Source organism: Streptomyces sp. WMMC500 (assembly GCF_027497195.1).
Lineage (GTDB): Bacteria > Actinomycetota > Actinomycetes > Streptomycetales > Streptomycetaceae > Streptomyces.
Genome location: NZ_CP114905.1, coordinates 6,236,998 through 6,262,937 on the forward strand (window position 1 = coordinate 6,236,998; position 25,940 = coordinate 6,262,937).

Consider the following 25,940-nt stretch of genomic DNA (forward strand, 5'->3'; position numbering starts at 1 on the left):
GAGGACCCCGGCTTCCGGCCCAAGCGGCTCGCCCCCGGGCTGTGCGTCGGCCAACTGCGCGACCTGCGGCGCGACGAGGTGGAGGCGCAGGCGCTCGACGTGCTGCGTGCCGACGGCGCGGGCCCGGTCGGTGGCGGCGGCACCGGGGGCGCCGCGGGCGACGGCGGCGCCGGGGACGCCGCCGAACTCCTGCCCGACGCCGGCGTGAAGTGGCTGGGCTGGGCCGCGTACGAGGTGACCCGCGGCCATCCGCTGGCCACCCGCCACCTCTTCGACGAACTCCTCGCCACCGACGACCGCCGGTCGTGGGAGACCCGCATCCAGCGCGCACTCGCCCCCGACGCGCCCCTCGTCACCGCCCTGCTGGAGCGCCTGCTGCCCCGGGACGCCCGCGAGACCGGCCTGTGGGACGCCCTGCCGCGCTGCGCCGCCGCCACCGACCTGGCCCGCGCCGTCGCGGCAGGCCCGCTGTGGGAGGAGGGCGAGGCGGCGCTGCGCAACGCCGTCGGCGCCTTCTCCGGCGACGTCCTGCAGACCATGCACGTACGCACCCGCGACAGCGCCGCCGACGGCCCGCTCCAGACCCTCCACCCGCTGCTGCGGCTGCTCCTCCTGCGCCGCCTGGAGGCCACCGGCGGCTGGCGGCACGCCCACGAGGCCCTGCGCCGCGACGCCGCGGAGCGCGGGCTGCCGGAGATCGAGGCGTACCACCGGCTCGCGCTGGAGGACCTGCACGCCGCCGCCCGCTTCCTCAACGACCGCTTCGGCGAGGCGGACGCCACCCGCTGGTGCCGCCTGCTCGTCCGGCTGCGCCGCGCGCCCGTACGTGCCCGCATCCAGGCGCACGCCCCGCAGGCCGACTCGCCGCAGCAGCGGTACGAGGGCCTGCTCGGCTTCCTCAGCACCGACGAGGTCGAGAGCAGGGAGCGCACCGTGACCCGGCTGCTGGTGGCGAGCTGGATGGCGCCCGAGCCCGCCGAGTCGCCCGAGACCGACCACGTCGGAGACCCGTACCGCAACCCCCTCGAAGACCTCTACGGCCAGCTCTACGGCGAGATCAACGCCCGCTTCATGACCCTGGCGTACGGGCCCTTCGGCGGCGGCACCCCCGCGCTGCTGGACCAGGCGGGCCAGTACGAGGAGAAGCCCGGTGAGTGACAGACGGCTGGGCCGCGGCGGCACGACGCCGTGGGGAGCGGTGGTGCTGGCGGGGCTGGTCGCGGCCGGCGCGCTGGCCTGGTTCCTGCCGAAGACGCTCGGCGGCGACGAGGAGTGCGCGGCCGGGGTGGTGCGGCTGGGCGGCGAGTGCGTGGGCGTCACCGACGGGGCGTACTCCTTCGACGGGGAACTCGACGAGGTCACCGAGCGGATCCGCGCGGAGAACGAGCGCGTCGAGCGCTCCGGCGCCGCGGCCGTGAGCATCGCGTACGTCGAGTCCATGACCCACGGCGAGGACGGCACGGACGCCGAGGCGCGCGCCGGCGCCCGTGCCGACGACAGGGACCCGACCGTCGTCCGCCAGGCGCTGGAGGGCGCCTACCTCGCCCAGCGCGCGCACAACCGGCTCGACGCCGACGACCCGCGCGCCGACGAGGGCCCGTCGCCGAAGGTCCGGCTGCTGCTCGCGAACACCGGGGAGGGCGGGGCGCACTACGAGCGGGTGGTGCGCGACCTGGAAGACAGGGCCCGCGGCGAGGAGCGCCTGGTCGCCGTCACCGGCCTCGGCCAGAGCGTCGCGTCCACCGTGGCGACGGTCGGGCGGCTGCACCGCGCCGGGATACCGATGGTCGGCGCGACGGTCGCGGCCGACGAACTCGCCCGCGAGGACCCCGGCTTCTTCCGCGTCTCCCAGCCCACCTCCCGGCAGGCCGCCATCGCCGCCCGCGAGCTGCACGAGCGGCAGCGCGAGGACCCCGGCTACCGCGTCGACATCGTCAAGGACATCAAGGCCGGGGACACGTACAACAAGGCGCTGCGCGAGGGCTTCGAGGAGGCCGTCGCCGCGCGCGGGGTGCGGCTGGCCACCCCCGACGGCTACTCCTTCGAGTCCGCCCGCAGCTCGTCGGCCAACGCGCTGACGTACATCGCCGACCAGGTCTGCCGGGCCAGACAGGAGCTGGACGCCGTCTACTTCGCCGGCCGCGGGCGCGCCCTGCGCCAGTTCGTCCAGGCCCTCGGGCAGCAGCCCGGCTGCACGCTGGCCGTGGTGTCGGGATCCAGCGCCCTCGGCCTGTACTTCGACTCGCCCGACCTGCGGCGCTGGGGTGACCGGGGGCCGCGCATACGGTATACGGCCTACGCCCACCCCGAGTCCGGCGACGCCGCCGCCCTCGCGGACTTCGCCGACCGCTACTGCGCCGACTTCCGCCCCGGCGCCCCCCGCGGCGCGTGCGCGGCGGGCGACGGGCCGCTGCAGAGCGGGCAGGCGATCATGGGGCACGACGCGATGCTGGCGCTGGTCAGGGCCGTGGAGTTGGCCACGGGGCCGGACGGCGGCGACCCCGTGGACGCGGGCGCCGTACGGCAGATGCTGCTGCAGCTCGGCACGACGAAGGAGGTGCGGGGCCTCAGCGGGCCGATCGGCTTCGACGCGTACGGCAACCCGAAGGACAAGCCGATGGCGTACGTCGAGCTGCAGTGGCGGTCGGGCTTCCGGTACGTCCACCGGACCCGACTCTGGCCGTGAGCCCGGCGGCCCGGCCCGCCGTCAGGGGGTGGGCGGCAGGCCCAGCTCGCGGGCGATGAGCATGCGCTGCACCTCGCTCGTGCCCTCCCCGATCTCCAGGATCTTCGCGTCCCGCCACATCCGCGCCACCGGGTACTCGTTCATGAACCCGTACCCGCCGTGGATCTGCGTCGCCTCGCGCGCGTTGTCCACGGCCACCGTCGAGGTGTGCAGCTTCGCCAGCGCCGCCGCCTTCTTGAACGGCTCGCCGTGCACCAGCCGCGACGCCGCGTCCCGCCACGCCAGCCGGGCGGTGTGGGCGCGCAGGTCCATGTCGGCGAGCTTGAACTGGATGGCCTGGTTGGCGCCGATGGGCCGGCCGAAGGCGTGGCGCTGCTGCGCGTACGCCAGCGACTCGTCGACGCAGCCCTGCGCCAGGCCGGTGGCGAGCGCGGCGATGGCGATGCGGCCCTCGTCCAGGATCCGCAGGAACTGGGCGTAGCCGCGGCCGCGTTCGCCCAGGAGGTTCGCGGCGGGGACGCGGACGTCGGAGAAGGACAGCTCGCGGGTGTCGGAGGCGTTCCAGCCGACCTTGGAGTACGGGGCGGCGACCGTGAAGCCCGGGGTGCCGGACGGCACGATGATCGCCGAGATCTCCGGCTTGCCCGACTCGCTCCTGCCCGTGACGGCGGTGACGGTGACCAGGCCGGTGATGTCCGTACCGGAGTTGGTGATGAAGCACTTCGTCCCGTTGATCACCCACTCGCCGGCGGTCTCGTCGAGGCGCGCCGTGGTGCGCGTACCGCCCGCGTCCGAGCCGCACTCCGGCTCCGTCAGGCCGAACGCGCCCAGCATCTCGCCGGAGCACAGCTTCGGCAGCCAGGTGCGCTTCTGCTCCTCCGTGCCGAAGTGGTGGATCGGCATCGTGCCCAGCGAGCAGCCCGCCTCCAGCGTGATGGCCACCGAGGAGTCGACGCGCGCCAGCTCTTCCAGCACGACGCCGAGCGCCAGGTAGTCGCCGCCCATGCCGCCGTACTCCTCCGGGAACGGCAGGCCGAACAGGCCCATGCGGCCCATCTCGCGCACGATGTCGTACGGGAACTCGTGCCGCTCGTAGTAGTCGCCGATCTTCGGCGCCACCACGTCGTGCGCGAACTCCTCTGCCGTGCGGCGGAGCTGCTCCAGCTCGGGGGAGAGTCGGTGGTCGAGACTCGGCGTCATCGGGGTCACTCCTTGCGGGCGAGGGCGGTCACGGTACGGGACGGGCTCGGGCGGCCGAGGCGCTCGGCCATCCAGACGCTGGTGGCGACGAGCGCGTCGAGGTCGACGCCGGTCTCGACGCCGAGCCCCTGGAGCATCCACACGAGGTCCTCGGTGGCGAGGTTGCCGGTCGCGCTTCCGGCGAACGGGCAGCCGCCGAGACCGCCGGCGGAGGCGTCGACGGTGGTGACGCCGTGCTGCAGGGCGGCGAGGGTGTTGGCCAGGGCCTGGCCGTACGTGTCGTGGAAGTGGACGCCGAGGCGGTCGGCCCCGAGGCCGTCCGCGGCGAGGGCGTCGAGCAGCGCGGAGACGTGGCCGGGAGTGGCGACGCCTATGGTGTCGCCGAGGCTCAATTCGTCGCAGCCCATGTCGGCGAGCGCGCGGGCGGTGCGTACCACCTGCTCCAGCGGGACGGGGCCCTCCCAGGGGTCGCCGAAGCACATCGAGAGGTAGCCGCGGACGTGCATGCCCTGCCCCTTGGCCTGCGCGACGACCTCGGCGGACATCGCGAGGGACTCGTCGAGGGTGCGGTTGAGGTTGCGGCGGGCGAAGGTCTCGGTGGCGCTGGCGGCGATGGCGACGCGGCGTGCACCGTGGGCGGTGGCGCGCTCCAGGCCGCGGATGTTGGGCACGAGGACGGGCAGGCGGACGCCGGCGGGCAGGTCGTCGAGGCGGAGGCAGACCTCTCCGGCGTCGGCGAGCTGGGGGACCCACTTGGGGTGCACGAAGCTGGTCACCTCGACGGTGGAGAGACCGGCGTTGGCCAGGCGGCACACGAAGTCGGCCTTGACGTCGGTGGGGACGATGGCCTTCTCGTTCTGCAGGCCGTCCCGGGGCCCGACTTCGTGGATCCGCACCCGGGGGGGCAGCCCGGCGGCGGGAACGCGCATGGGGAGGGGGGAGTGGGTCATCGCGGCCCTTCCTGTTCGTGGTCCTGGCTGCCGTCCCGGGTGTCGTCCGGTACGACGACGGCGAGCACCTGCTCCATGGCCACCGTCCCGCCCGCGACGACGTCCAGCGAGGCGACGGTGCCGGCGTGCGGGGCGGCGATGACGTGCTCCATCTTCATCGCCTCGACGACGAGCAGGCTCTGCCCGGCGGCGACCCGGTCGCCCACGGCGGCCTTGACGACGGTCACGGTGCCGGGCATCGGCGCGGTGAGCGCGTCGGCCCCGGCGGCCAGCGCCCCGCCGCGCAGGGCGGCCTCGACGGGGTCGTGGGCGACGAGGTGCCAGGCGTCGCCGTCGCGGCCGAGCCAGAGGCCGTCGGGGGAGGCGGCGCGGGTGAAGCGGTGGGTGACTCCGTCGACTTCGAGGGTGACGGAGGTGTCGTCGGCGCGCGCGAGCCTGGCGGGGAGGGTGCGTTCCGCGGTCCGCACCTCCGCCGCCGGCGTCAGCCCCCGGACCCGTACCTCCGCCGGATCCCGCCCCGCCCCGCGGAACCACCGCACCGTCCACGCGGGCGGGCCTCCCGGGCGCCAGCCCGACGGCTCGGCGAACGGGTCGGTCCAGCCGCCCGGGCCCGCCGGCCGCCGGGCCGCCGACTCCAGGGCCGACTGCGCCAGCAGGGCCGCCGCCGCGTACGCCTCCGGCGGCACCGGGGCCGCCGCCAGGCGCGCCGCCTCGCGGTCCACCAGGCCCGTGTCCAGGTCGCCCGCCGCCACCGCCGGGTGCGCCAGCAGCCGGCGCAGGAAGCCGGTGTTCGTGTCCAGTCCCAGCACCACCGTGTCCGCCAGCGCCGCACGCAGCCGGCGCAGCGCCGCCTCGCGGTCCGGGCCCCAGGCGACGACCTTCGCCAGCATGGGGTCGTACGCCGTGCCGACCTCCGTGCCCTCCGAGAGCCCCGAGTCGACCCGCACACCCGGGCCCGACGGCTCGCGCAGCAGCCGCACCCGGCCCGCCGACGGCAGGAAGTCGACCCGCTCGCCGTCCTGGGTCACCCGCGCCGTCTCCGCGCAGATCCGCGCCTCCACGGCGTGCCCCTTCAGCGGCACGTCCCCGGACGCGAACGTCAGTTGCTGCCCGGCGGCCACCCGGAGCTGCCACTCCACCAGGTCGAGCCCCGTGACCAGCTCCGTGACCGGGTGCTCGACCTGCAGCCGCGTGTTCATCTCCATGAAGTAGTACGCGACGGGCCCGGACCCGCCGCCCGGCACGATGAACTCCACCGTGCCCGCGCCCTCGTACCCGCACGAGCGCGCCGCCTCCACCGCCGCCGCGCCCATCGCCGCCCGCGTCGACTCGTCCAGCAGCGGCGACGGCGCCTCCTCGACGATCTTCTGGTGCCGGCGCTGCAGCGAGCACTCCCGCTCGCCGAGGTGCACCACGTGCCCGTGGCCGTCCGCGAGCACCTGGATCTCGATGTGCCGCGGGCGGTCGATCCACCGCTCCACCAGCAGCGTGTCGTCGCCGAACGAGCCCCGCGCCTCACGCCGCGCACCCGCGATCTGGTCCGCCAGCGCGCCCTCGTCGTGGACGAGCCGCATGCCCTTGCCGCCGCCGCCCGCCGAGGGCTTCAGCAGCACCGGCATGCCGATCTCCCGTGCCGCCGCGGCCAGTTCGCCGTCGGTCAGACCGCTGCCCGACGAGCCGGGCACCACCGGCACGCCCGCGGCCCGTACCGTCTCCTTCGCGCGGATCTTGTCGCCCATCAGCTCGATCGCGTCCGCGGGCGGGCCGACGAAGACCAGCCCCGCCGCCCCGCACGCCCGCGCGAACTCCGCGTTCTCGGCGAGGAACCCGTACCCCGGGTGCACCGCCTCCGCGCCCGTCTCGCGCGCCGCGCGCAGCAGTTCGCCGACCGACAGGTAGCTCTCGATCCGCACGGCGGTGCCCCCGGCCGCGGTGGCCTCGCGCACGTGCCGCGCGTCCGCGTCCGCGTCGGTGAACACCGCCGCGGGGCGGATGCCGAGCGCGCGCAGCGTACGGATGACCCGTACGGCGATCTCACCCCGGTTGGCCAGCAGAACGGTCTCGAACATCGCCATCCTCCCCCTCACATCCGGAAGACGCCGAAGCCCTGCGCCGCACTGTCCCTGGCGGGCAGCGGCGCGTGGGCGCAGGCGGTCAGCGCGAGCCCGAGGACCCGGCGGGTGTCCAGCGGGTCGATGACACCGTCGTCCCACAGGCGGGCGGTCGCGTAGTAGGCGTTGCCCTGCGTCTCGTACTGCTCGCGGACGGGCGCCTTGAACTCCGCCTCCTCCTCCGCGGACCACTGATCGCCGCGGGCCTCCAACTGGTCGCGCTTGACGGTCGCGAGGACGGAGGCGGCCTGCTCGCCGCCCATGACGGAGATCTTCGCGTTGGGCCACATCCACAGGAAGCGGGGGGAGTAGGCCCGGCCGCACATCGAGTAGTTCCCGGCGCCGTACGAGCCGCCGATGACGACCGTCAGCTTCGGCACCCGCGTGCAGGCCACCGCGGTCACCATCTTCGCGCCGTGCTTGGCGATGCCGCCCGCCTCGTAGCTGCGGCCGACCATGAAGCCGGAGATGTTCTGCAGGAACAGCAGCGGGATGCCGCGCTGGTCGCACAGCTCGATGAAGTGGGCGCCCTTCTGGGCGGACTCGGAGAACAGGATGCCGTTGTTGGCGACGATGCCGACGGCGTGGCCGTGGATGCGGGCGAAGCCGGTGACGAGCGTCGTGCCGTACTCGGCCTTGAACTCCTGGAAGCGCGAGCCGTCGACCACCCGCGCGACGACCTCGCGCACGTCGTACGGCGTCCGGGAGTCGACGGGCACGACGCCGTAGAGCCCGGCGGGGTCGTGCTTGGGCTCCTCCGCGGCGCGTACGGACCAGGGGGGCGGGCCGGGTTCCGGGAGGGTGTCGACGATGCCGCGGACGATGCGCAGCGCGTGCGGGTCGTCCTCGGCGAGGTGGTCGGTGACGCCGGAGGTGCGCGCGTGCACCTCGCCGCCGCCCAGCTCCTCGGCGGTGACGACCTCGCCGGTGGCGGCCTTCACCAGGGGCGGGCCGCCGAGGAAGATCGTGCCCTGGTCGCGGACGATGACGGCCTCGTCGCTCATCGCCGGGACGTACGCGCCGCCGGCGGTGCAGGAGCCGAGGACGGCGGCGATCTGCGGGATGCCGGCGCCGGACATGCGGGCCTGGTTGTAGAAGATCCGGCCGAAGTGCTCGCGGTCGGGGAAGACCTCGTCCTGCATGGGCAGGAAGGCGCCGCCGGAGTCGACGAGGTAGACGCAGGGCAGCCGGTTCTCCAGCGCGATCTCCTGGGCGCGCAGGTGCTTCTTGACCGTCATCGGGTAGTACGTGCCGCCCTTGACGGTGGCGTCGTTGGCGATGACGACGCAGGTCCGGCCGCTGACCCGGCCGATGCCGGCGATGACGCCGGCGGCGGGCGCGTCGTCGCCGCCGGGGCCGTACATCCCGTCGGCGGCGAGCGGGGCCAGCTCCAGGAACGGCGAACCGGGGTCGAGCAGGCCGTCGACGCGGTCGCGGGGGAGGAGCTTGCCGCGGGCGGTGTGCCGGGCGCGGGCCTTCTCGCCGCCGCCGGCGCGGGCGGCGGCGAGCTTGCCGTACAGCTCGGCGGCGAGCGCGCGGTGGGCCTCCTCGTTGGTCCGCCAGGCGGCGCCGGCCGGTCCCGCGGGGTCCGCGGCGGTCGTCAGCACGGGTGCGTGGTCCACGGGGGCGCGCCCTTCCTCGATGAGCCGTTCGGCCGTACCGGCCGACAAGCAGGTTAGCTGTCGTTAACGCCGTGTGCCCAGGTTAACGCTCACTAACCGGGCTGTCTACAATGGTCCGCATGAGCACCGAGGCCCCCGCCCCCACCCGACGCGAGCAGATCCTCAAGGAGGCCGCGCGCCTGTTCGCCGACCGCGGCTTCCACGGGGTGGGCGTGGACGAGATAGGCGCGGCGGTCGGCATCAGCGGCCCCGGCCTGTACCGGCACTTCGCGGGCAAGGACGCCATGCTCGCGGAGCTGCTGGTCGGCATCAGCGAGCGGCTGCTGGAGGCGGGCCGCGCGCGGGCGGCGGTGCGCGGTGCGGGTCCGGACGCCCCGCTGGACGCGCTGATCAGCGGCCACATCGACTTCGCCCTGGACGACCGCCCGCTGATCATCCTGCACGACCGCGAGCTGGACCGGCTGCGCCACGAGGACCGCAAGCTGGTACGCCAGTTGCAGCGGCAGTACGTCGAGCTGTGGGTCGACGTCGTACGGGAGGTCTACCCGGCGCTGACCGAGGGCGCCGCCCGTACCGCCGTCCACGCGGTCTTCGGCCTCCTCAACTCCACGCCCCACCTCGGCGCCCGCGGCACCCTCCCCGACCGCACCGCCACCGCCGCCCTCCTGCACCGCCTCGCCCGCGGTGCCTTCGCGGCGGCGCCGAAGCCGGAGCTGTGACCGCCGCCGCAGGGGCGGCCTGGACAGCGGTGGTGACCCGCAGGTAACTTCGACGTACGCGCTGAGCAAGCGCTTAGTCGGAGCTCCCCGGGAGGCGAGGACCATGCGGCGGACGGTGTTCAACGAGGACCACGAGGCGTTCCGCGAGACCATCCGGGACTTCATCGCCGCCGAGGTCGTGCCGTACTACCAGGACTGGATGGAAGCCGGCGCCGTCCCCCGCGAGCTGTACAAGAAGCTCGGCGAGCTGGGCGTGTTCGGCATCGAGGTGCCCGAGGAGTACGGTGGGGCCGGGGAGCACAGCTTCAAGTTCAACGCCGTCATCAGCGAGGAGTGCGCCCGCGCCGGCGTCTCCTTCGGCGGCTCGTCCGTGCACAGCGCCCTGTGCCTGCCGTACCTGCTCAAGTACGGCAGCGAGGAGCAGAAGCGCCGCTGGCTGCCCGCCTTCGTCTCCGGCGACATGATGACCGCCATCGCCATGACCGAGCCCGGCACCGGCTCCGACCTCGCCGGCATGAAGACCACCGCGAAGCTCTCCGCCGACGGCACGCACTACGTCCTCAACGGCGCCAAGACCTTCATCACCGGCGGCGTCCAGGCCGACCGCGTCCTCGTCTGCGCCCGCACCGCCCCGCCGACCCCCGAGGACCGCCGCGGCGGGATCTCCATCCTCGTCGTCGACACCTCCTCCGAGGGCTACGCCGTCGGGCGCAAGCTCGACAAGCTCGGGCTGAAGTCCTCCGACACCGCCGAGCTGAGCTTCACCGACGTCAAGGTGCCCGTCGCCGACCTGCTCGGCGAGGAGGGCAAGGCGTTCACGTACCTCACCCACAACCTCCCGCAGGAGCGCCTCGGCATCGCCGTCGGCGCGTACGCCCAGGCCGCCGCGGCCGTGCGGTTCGCGGTGGAGTACGTCAAGGAGCGCACCGTCTTCGGCCGGACGGTGGCGGAGTTCCAGAACACCAAGTTCGTCCTCGCCGACTGCAAGGCCGAGGTCGACGCGATGCAGGCGTACGTCGACCGCGCGCTGGACGCGCACGACGCGGGCGAGCTGAGCGTCGCCGACGCCGCCGCCGTCAAGCTCTTCTGCACCGAGCGCGCGGCCGTCGTCATCGACAAGTGCCTCCAACTGCACGGCGGCTACGGCTACATGAACGAGTACCCCATCTCCCGCCTGTACGCCGACACCCGCGTCACCCGCATCTACGGCGGCACCAGCGAGGTCATGCGCTCCATCGTCGCCAAGTCGATGGGCCTGTAGGGCCGCCGGCTCTGCGAGACTCGCACCATGGACGACGCCGCACTCACCGACCTGGTCGACCTGCTCGACCTGGAGCAGATCGAGCAGGACATCTACCGCGGCCACTCCCGCGCCGCCGTCGTCCCGCGCGTCTTCGGCGGGCAGGTCGCGGCGCAGGCGCTGGTCGCCGCCGGCCGCACCGTGCCCGCCGACCGGCCGCCGCACTCGCTGCACGCCTACTTCCTGCGCCCGGGCGACCCCGGCGCCCCGCTCGTCTACACCGTCGACCGCATCCGCGACGGCCGCTCCTTCACCACCCGCCGCGTCGTCGCCGTCCAGCACGGCCAGCCGGTCTTCAACCTCTCCGCGTCGTTCCAGGTGCACGAGGAGGGCCTGGAGCACCAGGTGCCCATGCCGGCGGCGCCCGACCCCGACACGCTGCCCACCGCCGAGGAGGCGATGCCGCGCTACGCGGTCCGCTTCCTCGACCCCGCCCTCGCGGGCCGGATGCTGGAGGCGCGCGCGGCGGTCGACCTGCGTTACGTCGAGCCACCACCGTGGGGCGGCGAGGCCGGGGTACCGCGGGAGCCGCGCTCGCAGGTGTGGTTCCGTACGAACGGCAAGCTCGCCGGCACCATCGACACCCCGCTGCTGCACGTCTGCCTCATGACATACGTCTCGGACATGACCCTGCTCGACTCCGTGCTGCTCGCGCACGGCCGCGGCGGCTGGGCCGTCGGCGACGTCGTGGGCGCGAGCCTGGACCACGCGATGTGGTTCCACCGGCCGTTCCGGGCGGACGAGTGGCTGCTGTACGACCAGGAGTCGCCGACCTCGCAGGGCGGGCGCGGGCTCAGCACGGGGCGGATCTTCACCCGCGACGGGCGTTTGGCGGCGTCGGTGATCCAGGAGGGCGTGATCCGCGTCCCACGCCCCTGACGGGGCGTACGGACCGGGTCCGCTAGGACTCCAGCCCCGCCGCCGCCAGCAGGTACGCCGTCAGCAGCGCGTACGCCCCCGGGTCGGTGACGTGGTCGTCCAGCGGCACCGCCACCGCGAGCGTGCCCTCCGCCTCGCCGAGGAACAGCGCCGGGTCGTTGCAGTCCGCGTACCCCACCGCGTGCACGCCGCGCTGCGCCGCGCCGCCCGCCCAGCCGTGGTCGGCGACCACCAGGTCCGGCAGCGGCTCGCCGGCGCGCTCCAGCGCGTCGAGTATCTGCCGCACCGGCTGCGGCGCGTGCGTGTGCCACAGCGTCGCGCCCCGCTCCAGCACGGCGACGTCGCAGAACTGCTGCACGTTGCCGTACGTCCCGTCGTCGCCCTCGCCCGTCCGCAGCCCCGGCGGCACCGTGACGATGTCGCAGCCCGCCGCGCGCAGCGCCGCCGCCGTCCTGCTGTGCACCTCCAGCAGCCCGCCGGGGTGGCCGGTCGCCAGCAGCACCCGCTGCCCGGCCTCGGCAGCCTTGCGCAGCTCGGCCGCCATCCGGTCCAGGCCGTCCACGGTCAGCTCGGGGTCGATGCGGTCCTGGCCGTGGGTGTGCGCGGGGTCCGCGACGACGCCGACGCGCTCGGCCATGACGGCCAGCACGTCCCGCTCGTCGGTCCAGCGGTCGCCGAGGTCGAGGCCGAGCCAGAAGCGCAGGTTGCCCTGGCTGAGCTCGCGGTAGTGGCGCAGGTTTCCCTCGCGGGGCGTGGCGACGTCGCCCGCGATCCGGGTGCGTACGAGGTGGTCGACGAGGGCGGGGCGGCTGGGTGCGTCAGGCAGGGACATGAGGGCCATGGTGTCATTGTCACCCGGACACATGTGCGGTGGCGCAGGTGTCCACACTGGACAACGGCCCTCGCGCCGGCCTGCGCCTATCGTCGGAGGCATGAGCACCACCGGCACCCCTCGCGGCCCCGTCGACTCCTCCCGCGTCCCGCGCTACGCGGGCCCGGCCACCTTCGCCCGGCTGCCCCGCCTGGACGAGGTGGGGCGTACGGACGTCGCCGTCGTCGGCGTCCCCTTCGACAGCGGCGTCTCCTACCGCCCCGGCGCCCGCTTCGGCGGCAACGCGATCCGTGAGGCGTCCCGGCTGCTGCGCCCGTACAACCCGGCGCAGGACGCCGCGCCCTTCGCGCTGGCCCAGGTCGCGGACGCGGGCGACATCGCCGTCAACCCCTTCGACATCGGCGAGGCGGTGGCCACCGTCGAGGACGCGGCGGGTGAGCTGCTGGCGACCGGCGCCCGGCTGATGACCCTCGGCGGCGACCACACCGTCGCGCTGCCGCTGCTGCGCGCGGTCGCCCGCCGGCACGGGCCGGTCGCGCTGCTGCACTTCGACGCGCACCTGGACACCTGGGACACCTACTTCGGCGCCGCGTACACGCACGGCACGCCGTTCCGGCGCGCGGTGGAGGAGGGCGTGGTCGACACCGCGGCGCTCTCGCACGTCGGCATCCGGGGACCGCTCTACGGGCGCGGGGACCTCGACGACGACGCGAAGATGGGCTTCGGCATCGTCACCTCGGCGGACGTGATGCGCCGCGGCGTGGACGAGGTCACCGACCAACTGCGGCAGCGGATCGGGGACCGGCCGCTGTACGTCTCCGTCGACATCGACGTGCTGGACCCGGCGCACGCCCCGGGCACCGGCACCCCGGAGGCCGGCGGGCTCACCTCGCGCGAGCTGCTGGAGATCCTGCGCGGGCTGGCGGGCTGCCGGCTGGTCTCGGCGGACCTGGTGGAGGTGGCGCCGGCGTACGACCACGCCGAGATCACGTCCGTGGCGGCGTCGCACACGGCGTACGAGCTGACGACGCTGATGGCGCGGCAGATCGCGGGCGAGCGGGATGCGGACTGAGGCACGACGGATCAGGCGCCGCCGCGCCTGATCCTCTGCTGCTGTGTGATCTCTGCTGACGTGTGCGCCGCCCTGCCAGGGGTGCCGCCGCGGGGAGTCCGTCAGAACTCGTCGGCCAGCCGCTCCAGTATCCGCATGCTGCCCGCGTGCGTCTCGGCAGTGGCGCAGAGCCGGTCCATGACCAGCTTGTAGTTCTCCACCTCGTCCGGCTTGTCCAGGTAGAGCGCGCTGGTGAGCTGCTCCAGATAGACGACGTCGGGCAGGTCCGGCTCGGTGAAGCGCATGATGTGTATCGGCCCGCCGGCCGCCGCGAGGCCGCCGATGTCGAAGGGCGCGATCTGGATCGTGATGTTCTTCCGGGTGCCCATCTCCAGCAGGTGTCTGACCTGGCCCCGCATGACGTCCGCCCCGCCGAGCGGGCGGCGCAGCGCGGCCTCGTCCACGACGACCCACAGCTTCGGCGCGTCCGGCCGGTCCAGCACCTCCTGGCGGCGCAGCCGCACGTCGACCTTGCGCTGGATCTCCTGCTCCGGCGCGCCGGCGTTGGCCAGCAGCGTGACGGCGCGGGCGTAGTCCGCGGTCTGCAGCAGCCCGGGCACGAACTGGACCTGGTAGTTACGGATCAGCCCCGCGGCCTCTTCGAGGCCGAGCAGCGTCTCGAACCAGCCCGGCAGCACGTCGCCGTACTTCTGCCACCAGCCCGGCGAGCTGGCGCGGCGGGCGAGGGCCAGGAACTCGGAGCGCTCCTGCTCGTCCGTGACGCCGTAGAGGGTGAGGAGGTCGGAGACGTCGCGCTCCTTGTACCCCACCCGGCCGAGCTCAAGGCGGCTGATCTTGGCGTGCGACGCCCGGATCGCATCACCGGCTGCCTCACGGGAGACGCCGGCGGCCTCCCGGAGCCGACGCAGGTGTGTACCCAGCAGGATGCGGAGAACCGTGGGCCCTCCGTGCTGCTGAGAGAGTGCCCTGCGTACCGATGAAGTCTGCTCCGGTGACGCTGACATCTGGCCTGCCCCTGTCCCGCGGTGTGTGTGTGAATCGACCGCTCAGTCTCTCACTGTGGAGGGTTTGGTGTACAGCTACTGCGGGGTTCAACCGGGGCCTCTCGCCGCGCCGTTGACGATCAGATCGTCGAACTGGCCGTCCTTCGCGCCGAGCAGGAAGGCGGTGATCTCCGCCTGTGTGTAGATGAGGGCCGGTCCGCCCGGATCGCGCGAGTTGCGCATGGCGATGTCTCCGCCAGGGAGCCCGGCGACCTCCACGCACTCGCCGTTCGGATTGCTGAACCTGCTCTTCCGCCAGGTGATTCCGGCCAGTTGATCCGCCGGTACACCGTTCGTGACCTGCTGCATCCTGTCTCCTTCTATGATCGCGACACCAATGTACGTGCACCTGTTCTTGCGAATGAAATTGCATCCGTACTTGCAGCGGCAAGTGCACATCGATCACTATGGCATCGCAACCTGTTTCATCAACGTGCACGTGAGACTGGGGAGTTGGAGATGACCGCACCGGCTGAAGGGTGGGTGACCGCCTCCGAGTTCGCAGCGTGCACGCTCGAAGACGACCCCCGGTCCATCGCCATCGCCCGCAACGTCGCCCGGGCGACGCTCCGCGGGTGGCTGCTGGAGGACCTCGTCGACGACGTCGCCGCCGTCGCCTCGGAGCTGGTGGCCAACGCGCTGCGGCACGGTCTGCGCGAACCGTCCTGGAGCCAGGCCCCCCACCCCGTCGTCCTCAGCCTGCTGCGCCGCGGCTCGGACGTCGTGTGCGCGGTCTTCGACCCCGGCACCGGCGTCCCGCGAGTGTGTGTCGCCGACCCGCTCGCGGAGTCCGGCCGCGGGATGCGGATCGTGGAGTGCCTCAGTGACAGTTGGGGCTGGAGCGAGCCGGGCCCCTACGGCAAGGCCGTCTGGGCCCGCTTCACCGAGGGCGGGAGACCCGCCGCCCCCGCGGAGGAACACGGCGTCGAACAGCCCCTCACCCGGTTACTGGTACTGGTCGAGGTGCTCACCGGCAGCAGCCCGCCCCAGTTGCAGGCAGTGGCCTGACCTGCACCCGGGCGCCCGCGGCCGACCGCGGGCACCATGGGGTACGCACCCGAGAAACAAATCCCGCCCCCCGTAGGTTGTCGATCCTGGACCAGGACGATCGACACGGAGGCGGAGGCGGCCGGTGGCGGAACCATCGGGGAAGATCCCTGCGGCACGGACCCCCCTGGAAGAGACCCCACCCGGGCAGACGCCTTCGCGAAGCGCACCCGAGGGCTGGGCGCGGCGGCTCCTCCGCCACTGTCTGCGCTATCGCCGGAACGTTCTGCTCTCCCTCGGCGCCTCCCTCGCCGGGATGGGCATCATGGCCCTCGTTCCGCTCATCCCCAAGCTGATCATCGACGACGTGATCGTCTCCGGCGACCGGCCGCTCGCGCCCTGGGCCGCGCTCATGGTCCTCGCCGCCCTCGCCGTCTACGGCCTCACCTATGTCCGGCGCTACTACGGCGGCCGGCTCGCCCTCGACGTGCAGCACGACCTGCGCACCGAGATGTACGACGCGATCGTCAGGCTCGACGGCCGCCGCCAGGACGAGCTGTCCACCGGCCAGGTCGTCGGCCGCGGCACCACCGACCTGCAGCTCGTCCAGGGCCTGCTCTTCATGATTCCGATGATGATCGGCAACGTGCTGCTCTTCGCGGTCTCCCTGGTCGTCATGGTCGTGCTGTCCCCGACGCTCACCCTCGTCGCCCTCGGCGTCGCCCCCGCCCTGTGGTGGATCGCGAACCGCAGCCGCACCCGCCTCTTCCCCGCCACCTGGTACGCCCAGCAGCAGGCGGGCACCGTCGCCTCCGTCGTGGACGGCGCCGTCGGCGGCGTCCGCGTCGTCAAGGGCTTCGGCCAGGAGCGGCAGGAGACCGGAAAGCTCCGCGCCATCAGCCGCAAGCTCTACGCCGCCCGGCTGCGCACCGTCCGCATGAACGCCCGCTACACCCCCGCCCTGCAGGCCGTGCCCTCCCTCGGCCAGGTCGGCATGCTCGCGCTCGGCGGCTGGATGGCCACCCGCGGGCAGATCACGCTCGGCACCTTCGTCGCCTTCTCCACCTATCTCGCGCAGCTCGTCGGCCCGGTCCGGATGCTCGCGATGATGCTCACCGTCGGGCAGCAGGCCCGCGCGGGCGTGGAGCGGGTCTACGAGCTGATCGACACCGAGCCGGAGCTGTCCGACCGGCCCGGCGCGCACGAGCTGCCGGCCGACGCCCCCGCCGACGTCGAGTTCGACGGCGTGACCTTCGGCTACGACCCCGGCCACCCGGTGCTCGACCGGCTGTCGCTGCGGGTCGAGCCCGGCGAGACGATGGCCGTCGTCGGGGCCTCCGGCAGCGGCAAGTCGACGCTGTCGATGCTGATACCCCGCTATTACGACGTCTCGGACGCCCCCGACGGCGGCGCCGTCCGCATCGGCGGCCACGACGTGCGCGACCTGACGCTGCCCTCCCTGCGCGCGGCGATCGGCCTCGTCCCCGAGAACAGCTTCCTGTTCTCCGAGTCCGTCCGGGACAACATCGCCTACGGCAAGCCCGACGCCACCGACGAGGAGATCCGCGCCGCCGCCCGCGCCGCGCAGGCCGACGGCTTCATCACCGCGCTGGGCAACGGCGGCGGTCCCGCGGACGACCCGAAGGCCGGCGGCCCGGGCACCGGCCTCCCCGAGGGCTACGACACCGTGGTCGGCGAACAGGGCATGACCCTCTCCGGCGGCCAGCGCCAGCGCATCGCGCTGGCCCGCGCGATCCTCACCGACCCCCGGCTGCTGCTCCTCGACGACGCCACCTCCGCGGTCGACGCCCGCGTCGAGCACGAGATCCACGAGGCGCTCAAGAGCGTCATGGCCGGCCGCACCACGCTGCTCATCGCCCACCGCCAGTCCACCCTCGCGCTCGCCGACCGCATCGCCGTCCTCGACGGCGGCCGGCTCGTGGACGTCGGCACCCACGAGGAGCTGCAGGCCCGCTGCCCGCTCTACCGCCGGCTGCTGACCGACCCGGACGAGCTGGCGGACCGCGAGCGCGACCCCGCCGGCCAGGTCTCCGCCGACACGCACGCCACCGTCGACGGGATCACCCCGGGCCTGTGGGTACGCAAGGAGACCGACGAGAAGAGCGCCGTGGCCGGCGGCAACTCCACGGCCTCCGCCGGCGACCCCTCCGGCTTCGCCGGCATGCTCGCCGGCTCGCCCGGCAGCCCGGAACTGCTGGCCAAGGTCGCCGCCCTGCCGCCCGCCACCGACGCCCCGGAGGTGGACGAGGACCGCGCCGAGGCGCCGGAGGCGTCGTACGGCCTGCGCCGGCTGCTGCGCGGCTTCGGCGCTCCGCTCGCCGTCGCCCTCCTCTTCGTCGCCGGCGACGCGCTCGCCGGGCTGCTGCTGCCCGTCCTCATCCGGCACGGCATCGACGAGGGCGTCCAGCAGCTCTCCCTCGGCGCCGTGTGGACGGCCGCGGGCCTCGCGCTCGCGGTCGTGCTCGGCCAGTGGGCCGCCCAGGTCGGCGCCACCCGGCTCACCGGCCGCACCGGCGAGCGCGTGCTCTACGCCCTGCGCGTCAAGATCTTCGCCCAGCTCCAGCGGCTCGGCCTCGACTACTACGAGCGCCATCTCACCGGCAAGATCATGACCCGGATGACCACGGACGTGGACGCCCTGTCCACGTTCCTGCAGACCGGCCTGGTCACCGCCGTCGTCTCGCTGCTCACCTTCTTCGGCATCCTGGTCGCGCTGCTCGTCATCGACCTCCAGCTCGCCCTGATCGTCTTCGCCACCCTGCCGCCGCTGATCGTCGGCACGTTCTTCTTCCGCCGGCAGAGCGTCAGGGCGTACGAGCTGGCGCGCGAGCGCGTCAGCGTCGTCAACGGCGACCTCCAGGAGTCCGTCGCCGGGCTGCGCATCGTGCAGGCGTTCCGCCGCGAGGACGGCGGCGCCGCGCGGTTCGCCGAGCGCAGCGACGGCTACCGCAGGGCCCGGGTGCGCGGCCAGTGGCTCATCTCCGTCTACTTCCCGTTCGTGCAGCTCCTCGCCTCCTTCGCCACCGTCGGCGTGCTGTGGGCAGGCTCCGACCGGGTGGCCGCGGGGACGCTCACCGCCGGCGCACTCGTGGCGTACCTCCTCTACATCGACCTGTTCTTCGCCCCCGTGCAGCAGCTCTCCCAGGTCTTCGACGGCTACCAGCAGGCGGCGGTCGCGCTCGGCCGCATCCAGGAACTCCTGCACGAGAAGCCCTCCACGCCGCTGCCCGCGAAGCCGCGGCCGGTCGGGCGGCTGAGCGGCGAGATCGCCTTCGACGACGTGCACTTCGCGTACGACGGGCAGGCCGAGGGCGCCGCCGAGGCGGCGCTGACCGGGCTGGACCTCACGATCCCGGCCGGGCAGACCGTCGCGTTCGTCGGCGAGACCGGCGCCGGCAAGTCGACGCTGGTCAAGCTCGCCGCCCGGTTCTACGACCCGACGAGCGGCGCCGTCCGCGTCGACGGCACGGACCTGCGCGAGCTTGACCTCACCGGCTACCGGCACCGTCTCGGCGTGGTCCCCCAGGAGTCCTACCTCTTCTCCGGCACCGTGCGCGACGCCATCGCCTACGGCCGGCCCGACGCCACCGACGCCCGGGTGGAGGCCGCCGCGCGGGCCGTCGGCGCCCACGACATGATCGCCTCGCTGCCCGGCGGCTACCTCCACGATGTCGCCGAGCGGGGCCGCAACCTCTCCGCCGGCCAGCGCCAGCTCATCGCCCTGGCCCGCGCCGAGCTGGTCGACCCCGACATCCTGCTCCTCGACGAGGCCACCGCGGCGCTCGACCTGGCCACCGAGGCCGCGGTCAACAGCGCCACGGACCGCCTCGCGGGCCGCCGCACCACGCTCGTCGTCGCCCACCGGCTGACCACGGCCGCCCGCGCCGACCGCGTCGTGGTCCTCGACCACGGGCGCGTCGCCGAAGACGGCACCCACGAGGAGCTGCTCGCCCGCGGCGGCCGGTACGCCGAGCTGTGGCGGACCTACGCGGGCTCGGCGGAGCCGGCTGCGGCGTAGCCGGCGAAGCCGGTGCGGCAGTCGACGGAATCCCCCACGGTGGTGCAGCGTCATCGCTCGGCCCCCGCCTTTCCAGCCCCGCACGCCCATTTCCGCTACTCAGAGTAATCGAAGCAGCGCAATCCGTGGAAAGTTATCCACAGGTGGGCTCGGCGTTCTTCTCCGGCGTGGCCAACGCCGCTAGGTTCCGAGGGTCGTTGTGAACCAGGGGAGGGAAGATGCGCAGGACGCTCGGATGGCTGCTGAGTCTGGCCGTGCTCACCGGCACGGTGGGGCTGGGCAGTTCACCGGTCGGTGCCGCCACCGCGGACGAGACCGACATCAAGGACCGGCTCCTCTCGATCAAGGGCATGAGCCTGATCGAGGAGAAGCCGGTCGACGGCTACCGCTACTTCGTACTGAACTACACCCAGCCCGTCGACCACCGAAAGCCGCACGGCCGGACCTTCCAGCAGCGGCTCACCGTGCTGCACAAGGACACCGACCGGCCCACGGTCTTCTCCACCGGCGGCTACAACGTCTCCACCACGCCGTCGCGCAGCGAGCCCACCCAGATCGTGGACGGCAACCAGGTCTCCATGGAGTACCGGTTCTTCACCCCGTCCCGGCCCGACCCCGCGGACTGGAAGAAGCTGGACATCCGGCAGGCCGCCGCCGACCAGCACCGCATCTTCCGGGCGCTGAACGACATCTACGACGAGAACTGGCTGGCCACCGGGGGCAGCAAGGGCGGCATGACCGCCACGTACTACGAGCGCTTCTACCCGCGCGACATGGACGGCGTCGTCGCGTACGTCGCGCCGAACGACGTGGTGAACAACCAGGACGCGGCCTACGACCGGTTCTTCGAGCGGGTCGGCACGCAGGAGTGCCGGGACGCGCTCAACGCCGTGCAGCGCGAGGCGCTGGTGCGGCGCGACGCGCTGTCGGAGAAGTACGCGGCGTGGGCCGCCGAGTCGGGGTCGACCTTCACCACGGTCGGCAGCCTGGACAAGGCCTTCGAGGCGACCGTCCTCGACCTCGTGTGGGGCTTCTGGCAGTACAGCTCGGCCGCCGACTGCGCCGACGTGCCGGACGCGGCCACCGTCTCCGACCAGGAGATCTACGACTACATCGACGCCATAGCCGGCTGGTCCTTCTACACCGACCAGGGGCTCGCGCCGTACACGCCGTACTACTACCAGGCGGGCACCGAACTGGGCGCGCCCACCATCCGGCTGCCCCACCTGGCGGACCTGAGCCGCTACGGCTACCAGCCGCCGCGGAACTTCGTCCCGCGCGACATCGACATGCGCTTCAAGCCGTGGGTGATGAACGACGTCGACACGTGGGTGCGCAGGAACGCGAACCGGATGCTCTTCGTCTACGGCGAGAACGACCCCTGGGGCGCCGAGCCGTTCCGCCTCGGCAGGGGCGCGCACGACTCGTACGTCTACACCGCCCCCGGCGCGAACCACGGCGCGCGGGTCAGTCAGCTCCCGGAGGCGGAGCGCGCGAACGCCACGGAGCGGATCCTCGACTGGGCCGGCGTCGAGGCCGAGGACGGCAGCGCGCGGGCCAGGCCGCTGGCGGCGTACGACAGCGGGCTGGACAAGGTGACGGAGAAGGAGCTGCGGGAGCAGTCGCTCCGGCCGTGAGCCGGAACCACTGAGCCGCACGAGGCCGCGCCCGCGGGTGTCACCGCCCGCGGGCGCGGCCCTTTGGTGCGGGCGTGCGGGCGGCGCGGGACGGGTGGCGTGCGCGCCGTAGGGGACGTATCCCGCGGCCGTACGGGCCCGGGCGCCGCGGCGCCGTCAGCCGCCGGCCCGTTCCTGCCACTCCCGCCGCAGCAGCCGCACCGCCTCCCGGATCGCCGGGCGCCGCGCGGCGCCCGTACGCCACAGCGCGTACACCCGCCGTACCGGCACGGGCTCCAGCGGCACCGCCACCACCCCCGCCGGCAGCGGGCCGCGGCCCAGCCGCGGCACCAGCGCGATGCCGAGACCGGCCGCGACCAGCGCGAGCTGCGAGGCGTACTCGGCGACCTGGTAGGCGAGATCCGGCTCGTGGCCGGAGGTGCGCAGGGTGCGTACGAGCCAGTCGTGGCACGTGGAGCCCGGGGGCTGGCAGATCCAGCGCTCACCGACGAGGTCCGCGCGGACGAGCGCGGTGCGCCGGGCGAAGGGGTGGCCCGCCGGGACGCAGATGTCGCACAGGTCGTCGCCGATGGGCGCCAGCTCCATCCCCTCGGGGGTGGGCAGCGGGGCGATGTCCCAGTCGTGGGCGACGGCGAGGTCGGCCACGCCGCGGGTGACCAGGCCGGGGGAGAGGTGCGGGTCGGCCTCCAGCAGGCGGGTGTCGAGCGCGGGGTGTTCCGCCGACAGCGCGGCGAGCGCCGCGGGCAGCAGCCCGCGCGCGGCGGTCGCGAAGCAGGCCACCGTCAGCCGCCCCATGGGCCGGCCGCGGCGCTCCTCCAGCGTGGTCTCGGCCTCCTCGACGAGGGCGAGCAACTGCTCCGCGGTGGCGACGAGGTGCTGGGCGGCGTCGGTGAGCGTCACGCCACGCCCGCGGCGCTCCAGCAGCGGCGTGCGGGTCTCGCGTTCCAGCTTGGCGATCTGCTGGGAGACGGCGGACGGGGTGTAGCCGAGGGCGGCCGCGGCGGAGCCGACGGAGCCGTGGACGGCGACGGCGTGCAGCGCGCGGAGCCGGGACAGATCGAGCATGGCCACCCCCAGGTTTCAGCGTTACTACATCCAATCATGAAGCAATACGTGCTGGTGCTTCACGGTCGTCGAACCCGATCCTGGGTGCATGCGCCCGCTGCACATCGCACTCGCCGTCCTCGCCACCTTCTTCTGGGGCCTGAACTTCGTCGTCATCGAGGTGGGTCTCGGCCACTTCCCGCCGCTGCTGTTCACCGCGCTGCGCTTCCTGGTGGCGGCGCTGCCCGCGGTGTTCCTGGTGGGCCGGCCGCAGGTCGCGTTCAGGTGGATCCTGGCGGTCGGGCTGGTGCTGGGCGTGGCGAAGTTCGGGCTGCTGTTCGTCGGCATGGAGCGGGGGATGCCGGCCGGTCTTTCGTCGCTGGTGCTGCAGATACAGGCGGTGTTCACGGCCTGCATCGCGGCGGTGGTGCTGGGGGAGCGGCCGGGACGGGTGCGGCTGGCGGGCATGGGGGTGGCGCTGTGCGGGGTGGCGCTCGCTGCGGTGGACGAGGGGGGCTCGGGACCGCTGGGGGCGTTCGTGGTCGTGCTGGCGGCGGCGTTCTGCTGGGGCGTCTCGAACGTCGTCATGCGCAAGGCCGCGCCGCCGGACGGGCTGCGCTTCATTGTGTGGGTCTCGTGCGTGCCCGTGCTGCCGCTGCTCGCCCTGTCGCTGGTGTTCGAGGGGCCGGAGCGGGACTGGGCGGCCCTGCGGTCGCTGGACTGGGCGGGCGCCGGCGCGGTGGTCTACATCGCGTGGGTCGTCACGATCTTCGGCTTCGGGGTGTGGGGCCATCTGCTGCGGACGTACGACGCCTCGACGGTGGCCCCGTTCTCGCTGCTGGTCCCGGTCGCGGGGATGTCCTCGGCGGCGCTGTTCCTCGGCGAGGAGATCACGGGGCTGCGCTGGGCGGCGGCGCTGCTGCTGGTCGGCGGGGTGGCGGTGACGTCGCTGGGCGGCCGGGGAGCCGGCCGGCGGCGCGGCGCCGTGACGCACCGCCCCGCCGTACCGGCGACGCCGCGCGCCCCTAGCGCACCACCGTCTGGATCTCCTTGACCGTCACCGGGATCTCGGTGGTCGACTGGCCGTCCGGGAAGTCCTCGTGCACGGGCGTGCCGTCCGGGCTCTCGGTCGGGTTCCAGTTGACGTTCCAGGTGAGCGAGGCCTCCAGCTCGTACGTGTCCTCGCCGGAGGACCTGCGGTACGTGATGTTGCAGCCGGCGTCCTCGGTGTCCACGGCGAAGCCGCCGCCCCTGCGCACGAGGTCGTACTCACAGACGTTCGGCTCCGCGTACTCCGTACCCGCCTCCAGCCGCAGCCGCAGCGGGGTGGCGACGGTGGTGGCGGCGATCCGGCCGGTGCCCGGCGGGTCGATGTACGCGGTGACCCACACGCGCTGCAACTCGGCCGGGTCGAGCACGGCGTGGGTCTCCAGGTTCACGACCTGGCGGTCGGGGTTGGGCTTCAGGTCCACGGGCGGCGCGGGCAGCTTGGTCTCGTTGTACGCGAGCGCGGCCAGGGTCTCCGGGTCGATCACGTCCGTGTTCGGCTCCGCGGGCTCCTCGGGGCCGACGAACATGAAGGACTTCGTCGCCGGGCAGTCCTCGGCCGTCACGCCGTCGTCCTGGTAGACGAGCTGCCACCACAGCCCTTCCTTGTCCTTGCGGAGGTCGAAGGTGCTGTCGTCGGTGACGAGTTCGGAGATGGACGCGGTGGCGTGGTGCTCGGCGTTGAAGTTCTCGTGGACGTAGTGGTCCATCTGGTCCGGCGTGTAGCGCGGCTCGTACCAGCACGACGGCGGCGACCAGGTGCCGCCGATCGGCGTCATGGGCGAGGTCTCGCCGGAGCCCGGGCTGCTGGCGCTGTACTGCACCCGGGAGCCGATCTGGTCGGAGCCGCCCTGGCCGGTTCCGTCGCCCGCCGCGGCCGGGCCCGTCGCCGCGAGGACCAGGGCGGTGCCGGCCAGGGACACCGCCGCGGCTCGCCGTGTGCTCAGGAGGTCACGCACTCTGGTTCTCCCTGTACGTCGGTCTCGTGAACCATCTGCCAGATGCCGTCCACCGTCTTGCGCATGTTCGACACGTGCTTGATGAAGTCGTCGTTGCTCGGCTCGGTCTTCAGCACCTTGCCGGTGTCGGCGATCTTCGCGTAGGAGTTCGTCTGGTCCTCGCAGTAAGTGACCGTCGCCGCATCGCCCTTCCGCGAGACGACCTCGCGGTCGTAGTACCGCACGGTGCCGGTGACCGTCTTGCCGTCCGCGACGAACTCGTCGATGCCCGCGCGCCAGCCCAGGAGGGCGTCGCCGCCGAGGTACTGCTCCATGACGTCCAGGTGCGCGTTCTGCTTCGCGTAGCCGAGGCGGATCGACTGGACGGCGTAGCCGTGGTCGCGCAGGATCGCGTCCTCGGTGTCATCGCCCGTCGGTTCGCTCTCGACCTCGACCGTGACGTCGTCGGGATAGTCGAACGCCGGCGCGTCGGGGTCTGTGTCCGCGGCATTGGACGGGTGGGCGGTCGGGGAGCCCTCCGAGTCCGTGGCCGAATCCTTCGCGCCGGTGATCGGGTCCGCCTCGTCGTCGGACGACCCGCACGACGTCAGCAGCGTGACGGCCACGGCCAGTGCCACGGCGCCCGCCGGTGCGCAGAGCTTCATGGCGGATCGAACCCCCGTTTCCCCGTATGCATGTGCAAGTCGCGCCTCAGCGTAGGCGGGGGCGCAAGGATTAGGCCAGTCGGCCCCTTGGTTTCACAACCGAGCTGTGACACAAGGCGGTCGGCGTCACGGCCCCCCGGATCCGCGCCCGAGGTGCGGAGTTGCGCGGTCATCCGCCGTCGCCGGCGGTCCGGCGGTGCCGGACGCACGCCGCGGAGCCCCGCGGGTTCAGGCCACGTCGGCCAGCAGCCGCATCAGGTGCTCGCGGCCTCCGGCCAGCAGCGGCGCGAGCTCCCGGGCTTCGGGGAACCAGCGCTTCTCGTACTCCCAGCACAGCCAGCCGTCCCAGCCGGCCTCCGTGAGCACCGCCAGACACTCCGCCAGCGGCATCGTCCCCTCGCCCAGCGGCAGCGGCGTCAGGTCCTCCCGCGACGCCGCGTCCTTGACCTGCACGTAGCCGAGGTAGGGGGAGAGCGCGCCGAACGACTCCTGCGGCTCCTCGCCGCCGAGCCAGGTGTGCATCACGTCCCACAGCGCGCCGGTGCTCTTGTGCCCGACCAGGTCCAGGACGCGGGCGACGTCCGCGCCGGTGCGGTGCGAGTCGTGCGTCTCCAGCAGCACGCGCACGCCGAGGTCCGCGGCGTACGGGGCCACGGCGGCGAGCCTGCGGGCGGCGGTGGGGTCCGCTTCGACGGCGGGCTGCTCGCCGCCGCGCGGGAACACCCGGACGTGGTCGGCGCCCAGGTCCCGGGCGAGCTCCAGCAACGCGCGCATCTCGGTGATCACCGGCTCGTCGTCCCCGGGCGCGGCGGCGCCCGCGTAGCCCGCCAGCGTCAGGATCTCCACCCCGGCCGCGGCGAACTCCTCGACCACGTCGGCCCGCTCCTCGATGCCGAGCCCGGTGTGCACGGGCTCCTCGGGGTGGCACCGCAGCTCCACGCCCTGGTAGCCGCCGTCACGGGCGAGCCGGGCGACCTCGGCGACGGGGAGCTGAGGCAGGCCGAGGGTGGAGAAGGCGAGTCGCATGCCGTGAGTCGATCAGACCCCATGGCACCTGGCAACCCCACAGGCGGCCCCCCGAAGTCGCCGGCCGAACCCGCGCGCGGGCGGGGCCCGCCCCCGCGCGCCCGGCTCGGCCGGTGCGCCCGAGGCGGCCATCCGGCGGAATC

General features: G+C 73.4%; 21 protein-coding genes. 10 read left to right on the forward strand and 11 right to left on the reverse strand.

The genetic code is table 11. The annotated features are described in order from the left end of the window. The first annotated feature begins 78 nt into the window (after positions 1-78). On the forward strand, positions 79-1,158 hold the full coding sequence (locus tag O7599_RS26925) for a hypothetical protein (RefSeq protein ID WP_281618186.1): 1,080 nt from the start codon (positions 79-81) through the stop codon (positions 1,156-1,158). Further along, entirely contained in the window at positions 1,151-2,686 is a 1,536-nt protein-coding gene (locus tag O7599_RS26930; RefSeq protein WP_281618187.1) for an ABC transporter substrate-binding protein, read from the forward strand. The genes O7599_RS26925 and O7599_RS26930 overlap by 8 nt, the downstream gene beginning before the upstream one ends. Positions 2,687-2,707: 21 nt before the next feature. On the opposite strand, the gene O7599_RS26935 is transcribed toward O7599_RS26930, so the two are convergent. Genes O7599_RS26935 through O7599_RS26950 form a run of 4 tightly spaced genes read right to left on the reverse strand, consistent with a single transcriptional unit; the run spans position 2,708 to position 8,569 of the window. After that, positions 2,708-3,886, reverse strand: coding sequence for an acyl-CoA dehydrogenase family protein (locus O7599_RS26935; protein ID WP_281618188.1), 1,179 nt, complete (start codon positions 3,884-3,886; stop codon positions 2,708-2,710). A gap of 5 nt (positions 3,887-3,891) precedes the next feature. Further along, positions 3,892-4,836, reverse strand: coding sequence for a hydroxymethylglutaryl-CoA lyase (locus tag O7599_RS26940; protein WP_281618189.1), 945 nt, complete (start codon positions 4,834-4,836; stop codon positions 3,892-3,894). Next, positions 4,833-6,905, reverse strand: coding sequence for a biotin carboxylase N-terminal domain-containing protein (locus O7599_RS26945; RefSeq protein WP_281618190.1), 2,073 nt, complete (start codon positions 6,903-6,905; stop codon positions 4,833-4,835). Before O7599_RS26945 ends, O7599_RS26940 begins: the two co-directional genes overlap by 4 nt. A 14-nt stretch (positions 6,906-6,919) precedes the next feature. Then, complete coding sequence (locus tag O7599_RS26950; protein ID WP_281618191.1) at positions 6,920-8,569, reverse strand: carboxyl transferase domain-containing protein; 1,650 nt, start codon at positions 8,567-8,569, stop codon at positions 6,920-6,922. Between the two features lie 119 nt (positions 8,570-8,688). Between O7599_RS26950 and O7599_RS26955 the strand changes: the two genes are divergently transcribed. The 3 genes from O7599_RS26955 to O7599_RS26965 all read left to right on the forward strand — a co-directional run bounded on the left by O7599_RS26955 (position 8,689) and on the right by O7599_RS26965 (position 11,467). Then, positions 8,689-9,288: a TetR/AcrR family transcriptional regulator gene (locus tag O7599_RS26955; protein ID WP_281618192.1), complete on the forward strand. Its 600-nt coding sequence runs from the start codon at positions 8,689-8,691 to the stop codon at positions 9,286-9,288. Positions 9,289-9,391: 103 nt separating this feature from the next. Next, entirely contained in the window at positions 9,392-10,549 is a 1,158-nt protein-coding gene (locus O7599_RS26960; RefSeq protein WP_281618193.1) for an acyl-CoA dehydrogenase family protein, read from the forward strand. A gap of 27 nt (positions 10,550-10,576) precedes the next feature. Then, a complete protein-coding gene (locus tag O7599_RS26965; RefSeq protein WP_281618194.1) occupies positions 10,577-11,467 on the forward strand; it encodes an acyl-CoA thioesterase II in 891 nt (296 codons plus the stop codon). Between the two features lie 22 nt (positions 11,468-11,489). Here O7599_RS26965 and O7599_RS26970 read toward each other — a convergent pair whose 3' ends face one another. After that, on the reverse strand, positions 11,490-12,308 hold the full coding sequence (locus O7599_RS26970; protein WP_281618195.1) for a phosphatase: 819 nt from the start codon (positions 12,306-12,308) through the stop codon (positions 11,490-11,492). A 91-nt stretch (positions 12,309-12,399) separates the two neighbouring features. Here O7599_RS26970 and speB point away from each other — a divergent pair, with 91 nt between their 5' ends. Continuing rightward, on the forward strand, positions 12,400-13,371 hold the full coding sequence (speB, locus tag O7599_RS26975) for an agmatinase (protein ID WP_281618196.1): 972 nt from the start codon (positions 12,400-12,402) through the stop codon (positions 13,369-13,371). A gap of 101 nt (positions 13,372-13,472) precedes the next feature. Here the strand turns inward: speB and O7599_RS26980 are convergent, their stop codons facing one another. Next, a complete protein-coding gene (locus O7599_RS26980) occupies positions 13,473-14,375 on the reverse strand; it encodes a helix-turn-helix transcriptional regulator (RefSeq protein ID WP_281618197.1) in 903 nt (300 codons plus the stop codon). 87 nt (positions 14,376-14,462) lie between these two features. Then, entirely contained in the window at positions 14,463-14,723 is a 261-nt protein-coding gene (locus O7599_RS26985; RefSeq protein WP_018834136.1) for a DUF397 domain-containing protein, read from the reverse strand. Positions 14,724-14,873: 150 nt separating this feature from the next. Between O7599_RS26985 and O7599_RS26990 the strand changes: the two genes are divergently transcribed. From O7599_RS26990 to O7599_RS27000, 3 genes are all read left to right on the forward strand, one after another. Continuing rightward, positions 14,874-15,422: an ATP-binding protein gene (locus tag O7599_RS26990; RefSeq protein WP_281618198.1), complete on the forward strand. Its 549-nt coding sequence runs from the start codon at positions 14,874-14,876 to the stop codon at positions 15,420-15,422. A 166-nt stretch (positions 15,423-15,588) separates the two neighbouring features. After that, positions 15,589-19,440, forward strand: coding sequence for an ABC transporter ATP-binding protein (locus O7599_RS26995; RefSeq protein ID WP_281623532.1), 3,852 nt, complete (start codon positions 15,589-15,591; stop codon positions 19,438-19,440). Positions 19,441-19,658: 218 nt separating this feature from the next. After that, the gene (locus tag O7599_RS27000; RefSeq protein WP_281618199.1) at positions 19,659-21,077 is read left to right on the forward strand and encodes a S28 family serine protease; all 1,419 of its coding nucleotides are present in this window, start codon (positions 19,659-19,661) and stop codon (positions 21,075-21,077) included. 156 nt (positions 21,078-21,233) lie between these two features. Here O7599_RS27000 and O7599_RS27005 read toward each other — a convergent pair whose 3' ends face one another. Further along, the gene (locus tag O7599_RS27005) at positions 21,234-22,142 is read right to left on the reverse strand and encodes a LysR family transcriptional regulator (protein ID WP_281618200.1); all 909 of its coding nucleotides are present in this window, start codon (positions 22,140-22,142) and stop codon (positions 21,234-21,236) included. Positions 22,143-22,230: 88 nt separating this feature from the next. Here O7599_RS27005 and O7599_RS27010 point away from each other — a divergent pair, with 88 nt between their 5' ends. Further along, a complete protein-coding gene (locus O7599_RS27010; RefSeq protein ID WP_281618201.1) occupies positions 22,231-23,175 on the forward strand; it encodes an EamA family transporter in 945 nt (314 codons plus the stop codon). Here the strand turns inward: O7599_RS27010 and O7599_RS27015 are convergent. The 3 genes from O7599_RS27015 to O7599_RS27025 form a co-directional block, all read right to left on the reverse strand. After that, positions 23,147-24,127 (reverse strand): hypothetical protein, encoded by a 981-nt coding sequence (locus O7599_RS27015; protein WP_281618202.1) that lies wholly within the window; start codon positions 24,125-24,127, stop codon positions 23,147-23,149. The two genes, O7599_RS27010 and O7599_RS27015, sit on opposite strands and share 29 nt — an antisense overlap. After that, a complete protein-coding gene (locus O7599_RS27020; RefSeq protein WP_281618203.1) occupies positions 24,112-24,771 on the reverse strand; it encodes a hypothetical protein in 660 nt (219 codons plus the stop codon). Before O7599_RS27020 ends, O7599_RS27015 begins: the two co-directional genes overlap by 16 nt. A 228-nt stretch (positions 24,772-24,999) precedes the next feature. Continuing rightward, a complete protein-coding gene (locus O7599_RS27025; RefSeq protein WP_281618204.1) occupies positions 25,000-25,797 on the reverse strand; it encodes a sugar phosphate isomerase/epimerase family protein in 798 nt (265 codons plus the stop codon). Between the last annotated feature and the right edge of the window lie 143 nt (positions 25,798-25,940).